This is a genomic window from Chamaesiphon sp. VAR_69_metabat_338, assembly GCF_031423935.1.
Lineage (GTDB): Bacteria > Cyanobacteriota > Cyanobacteriia > Cyanobacteriales > Chamaesiphonaceae > Chamaesiphon.
On the sequence record NZ_JANPGM010000412.1, the window covers coordinates 1 to 4,923 of the forward strand.

At 45.0% G+C, this 4,923-nt stretch carries 3 protein-coding genes and 1 pseudogene; 2 read left to right on the plus strand and 2 right to left on the minus strand.

From position 1 onward, the window contains the following. A pseudogene (locus RMO84_RS11450) lies at positions 1-1,656 on the minus strand (hypothetical protein); the annotation flags it as partial. 826 nt (positions 1,657-2,482) lie between these two features. Continuing rightward, positions 2,483-3,130 (minus strand): DUF1997 domain-containing protein, encoded by a 648-nt coding sequence (locus RMO84_RS11455; protein WP_310488588.1) that lies wholly within the window; start codon positions 3,128-3,130, stop codon positions 2,483-2,485. Between the two features lie 311 nt (positions 3,131-3,441). On the opposite strand from RMO84_RS11455, the gene RMO84_RS11460 reads away from it, so the two are divergent. Beyond that, positions 3,442-4,098 (plus strand): SDR family oxidoreductase, encoded by a 657-nt coding sequence (locus RMO84_RS11460; protein ID WP_310488589.1) that lies wholly within the window; start codon positions 3,442-3,444, stop codon positions 4,096-4,098. Between the two features lie 98 nt (positions 4,099-4,196). Further along, the gene (locus RMO84_RS11465; protein ID WP_310488590.1) at positions 4,197-4,865 is read left to right on the plus strand and encodes a glycoside hydrolase family protein; all 669 of its coding nucleotides are present in this window, start codon (positions 4,197-4,199) and stop codon (positions 4,863-4,865) included. Positions 4,866-4,923 lie beyond the last annotated feature (58 nt).

Here is a 4,923-nt window from a genome sequence, read left to right on the forward strand (position 1 = left end):
TAACGTTTTGGTTTTAGCTCGATCGAGATCTGCGATGACAGGAGCTAATAGAAGATCGTATATTTGTTTAGACTGCTGTTTGAAAACTTTTTCTTGTCGAGCATTAAAATTCGGGTCTTGAATTTTTTGCTGAAGTTTAGCGACAGTTTGTTCGACTGTTGCCGCAGCTATTCTACGACTGTAATAGCGCAAGGGTTGTCCGGGAATCGAGGCAATTGTCGCTACTCGATCGGGTAAAATAATTGGATAAATTACGGCAGCCGATCGATCGATCTTTTCGAGCGGTACGGTATAAGTATCCAAACAGCCTTGCCGGAGAAAATTTTCCAGTTCGGCAACTTGCAAGGATTCGATAATATCGCGAGCATTAGCTAGATTATCTGCCGAGATAGTCTTACCATCTCTTAATAAGAGGTTGACATATTCTCGATAGACAGGTTCGACACTATCGCGAAAGGAAAACTGGAGATCGGCATCGATCGCATTTAAGTCATTGCGTAACGATTTGAGGTGATTGATTGCTTGCCGATATGCAGAAGTGGCAGTTTCTAGATCGCGATCGGTAGGATTATTAGCGATAATGATTTTGCCTAATTGCCAATCGAGGCGATAGGCAAGATCTGGTGCTGGCAAGCTTTCGGCGATCGCGAGTGCTTGTTTGGTTAACTTTCTAGCTTCTTGATGCTGGCCGGTTAAGGCATATAAACTGCCTAAAGTACCGATTGCTTGAGCTTCACCTCTAAGATCTTTGAGAGTTCGGGATTGCTCGATCGCAGTAGTTAATAATCTTGCAACTGGTATCAAAATCTCTGGATCGATCCGATTAGCTGCTTGGTTTTTTTTAATTGTTTCGGCTAGATTAATGTAAGCATAAATCGTACTGCGACTGGGTATAATTGAGTCTAAAATCTTACGAGTATCGCTCAAAAATACCAGTGCATTCGGTGCTGTCCGCTGGGCTGAGGCTAATCGATATAAATTAACTTGAGCTTGGACTCTAACTAATGCGACAGCATTGGGAGTAATCTTTTGATAAGCATCGATTGCCGCTTGTTCCTGCCCTGCTCCACCGATCGAACTGAGCGTATTACCCAAGCTTAAATTAATCGTATCGATCGCGGCTCGATCTTGAAGTTTGGTAGCAATATCTAGAGCTTGAATTAGCGTTTCCTTTGCACCTAAATTTATGCCTTGACTGGCAGTTGTCGTTTTTTGCTCTAGGATTCTTAGCGCGCGCAGCGAATTTCCCAATCCTAGCAAACCCTGGATTTTTAGTTCTGAATTTGGTTGTTTTTGGAGCGTACTATTAACTTCTTGCAGTGTTAATAGTGCCTGACGATAAAAGCCTAGTGACTGAAGTGCTTGAGCTTGGTTAATTTTAGTCCCAATGATGCCTTGAGCATCTTTGATTTGGGTATATAGTTGATGCGCCTGTTTCCAATCAGCTAGAGCTTTGTCGGGTTTGCCTGCGGCTAAAAAATCGGCACCGCGTTGATTTAATGCTTGAGCGGTTTCGAGTAACGGATTATTACTAGCTGTTGTAGTAGGTTTTATCGTAGTTGCTCCAGACAAGTCGAGCCGATTACGCGCTATTGCTGGCAAGACGATCGAAACACTAAGTAATAAAATTGAAAAATATAGTTTGAAGTAGTTCATAAATTGGAATTTTGCTAAATTTGATTTCGATCCACTGATGTAGATTCGATCGAATCGGTCTTGCCGACGATCGGTTATTTAGCCCAATCCTTAGCTATCCACAATAGTTCGAGCGATAGTTTCTCGATCGGAGTGTCAACTAGAGTAGCTATACAAAATTGCGACATCCGTAACAAATGCCAGCTTTCGATTGCTTTAATTAAGTGATTAAAATCACTTTTTAAGGATCGACTTTCGGTGGTAGTAATTTCATTATCATAATGTGTTTTCCAAATACATTAACTAGCAATTTTACAAATAAGATCGTGCAACACAAAAGATCGGCTATTTGTCGCAAAAGATCGCCGATCGGTTGCGTTGGCAACAATCCTATGCTGGGCTGAATACTTTTTAAGGCGAAATTGGTGTGAATGCCCCTGTCTCGACTGAAATCGCGCTAAAAAAGGGGGGATTAAGAAGAACCCGATCTTAGCCCCCTTCTTAAGGCAGGGCTGATTTATTGAAGAAAGGAAAATAATTGTGTAGGTTGGGTTGAGAAAGGCGAAACCCAACACACTCACAGATCGATTGTGTGGATGTTGGGTTTCGCATCGCTCAACCCAACCTACAGGTGAATTTAATATTTTTATTTGGTGAGTAAATCAGCCCTGCTTTTTTAAGGGGGGTTAGCGGCTCGCGCTCGTCGGGTTTCCCGACGGTATAGCGAGACAAGACAGGGGGGATCTACCGCTCGAAACAAAATCTATCCACCTTGTGTATACACAGTCGCCAAAAAAGGAGGGACGATCGATCGTCCCTCCTTGAATGCTGGTACATAATTATTGACTTAGAATTTGGGAATTTTTAAACCTAGACTGCCATGAAAATCGTGCTGAACTTTGTGCGTCAATTGTCGCGACACGCGATTGACAACTTGTTTTAATAGTTTATCGCCAGTGCCTTGAATTACGCCCGTCGGTAACTTATGGATGAACTTCGGGAAATGAATATACACTTTCAAATCCAGATCCCAGTCGATCTTGGTGCCCAATCGATCGCCATTAACAGTCTCGATCAGCCGCATCTGGGCATTAAAATCTACTTCGTAGCCAGGAGCGGTATAGTCAGGGATTTCGACAGTTCTGATGCGATAGATACCACTATCTTGCGGTAAGAGTTCCAAGCCAACTTTGGGTTCGACGACGTAGCCAAAAGAATTAAACCGACCGATCGTCAGATCGTAGCCATTTTTACCCAGCGCATTCACACCCATCGGGTGCGCGCAACGCGTAAACCAGCCTTGATGAGCGTCGAGATATTTACCCACAGTTTTGACATCTGCGCCCATGAGCATCGCATCAGTGAAGCGATGGCTAAAACAGAAGGGTTGAAGCTGCTTGGTCGCTGCAGACACCAGATCTTGCCGTTCTAAGTCAGGATTCATCTCGATCGAACTCTGTTTTTCGCTGTTTTTCTCTAGTGTTGTGACTGGCATCTCCTCAATTATCCCGTTGATGGACTGACTATAGGGTGGTAAAAAAGCACTGACTTATAAGATTATTTACAAGCTCTCGTAGATGAAAACCGGAAAGTTTAAATGATGTTTGTTAAATGGTGGAGCGCGACTCGCCGTTCGCATGCAGATGTAGTACTGAAGCTACTAGGGCAATCGCGATCGCCAGATGCAATCTCGATCGGTGTGAAGCACCTTACAATTTTCTGACGGCAAACACCCAGTTAATTGTTTCTATCTCTAACATAAGTAGTAGGAGGACTCCACCTAAAATTCATTCTAACCAAAACTTTATGAAAGCATTTGTAGCAGGCGCGACAGGCGAAACTGGCCGACGGATCGTCCAAGAACTAGTCAAGCGAGATATTCCCGTGCGGGCAATGGTACGCGATCTCGATAAAGCGCGCACAATCTTACCGACAGCAGTAGAGTTAGTCGTCGGCGACGTCCTCAATCTCGATAGTATCAAGACTGCTATGGGCGATAGCACGGTCGTTCTGTGCGCCACTGGGGCTAAACCTAGTCTAGACCCGACTGGCCCCTATCAGGTCGATTTTGAAGGCACCAAAAATTTGGTTGATGCCGCCAAATCGCACAATATCGAGCAATTTGTATTTGTCTCGTCGCTGTGCGTGTCGAAGTTTTTCCATCCGCTCAATCTATTTTGGTTGATCTTGTGGTGGAAACAACAAGCCGAGCAGTACCTCAAAACGAGTGGACTCAACTATACGATCGTCCGTCCAGGCGGACTCAAAAATGATGATAACCCCAACCCGATCGTGATGTCGGGAGCGGATACCCTCTTTGATGGTAGTATACCCAGACAAAAGGTCGCTCAGGTGTGTGTTGAGTCACTTACCAACCCCCAAGCCCGAAATAAAGTTCTAGAAGTCGTGAGCGCGCCGACAGCGGCGGCGAAAAGTTGGGAAGAGCTATTTGCGAGTGTGTAGTTATTCAGAATAGATAGTCATTGGTAACTGGCGATCGTTTATCTTGGTGTTGTGAGTTACAATCCCCTTCAATCTCGATCTTTAGTTATCATTCCCACATGGAGCTACTCAAAACCAGGCGGTTTCGACCGATCGCCATTGCGATCGGTTGCATCTTTGCGCTTTGCTTATTATTAATCTTGCGCCAAACCTCCCGTCGGCAGAACCAAAGTCCCACCTTCGACACCACCCGCAATCCCCCTTTGGTGATGACTGGTGGCGACCCCTATATTCGCGCCTTGATGCGGACGATCGCGGCCAGTGAAGCCAGCGATCGCCAACCCTATTCTGTCATCTATGGTGGCACTCATGCTGCCAATCTCGATCGGCATCCCGAGCAGTGTATTCGGATTACGAGCGGCCCGAATCTCAATAATTGCTCCACCGCCGCCGGACGCTATCAGATGATTAATACCACTTGGGCAAAAATGGCCAAGAAATATCATCCCCATCCCGATTGTTTCTTATTCTTTTTTGCGTGTAGTTATAGTTTCGAGCCGGAGTATCAAGATGCCGTAGTTCACGCTTGGCTCAGTGATGAACAATTCTGGCGGTTCAATATTCCCCAAACACTAAAAGCTGGCGATCTCGAACAAGTACGCCGCCGATTATCGAGTACTTGGACGAGTTTGGGCTATGGAATCGAAACTAATACCATGACACCCAAATTAACGGGGATTTACAAGCAGTTATTACAAGAAGAATTAGAAGCCGCAAATAAACGCTAATAGTTGTCAGCTCAATTCATTGTAGGGTGTGTTGTCTTGTCTCGCTTCCATGGTCGGG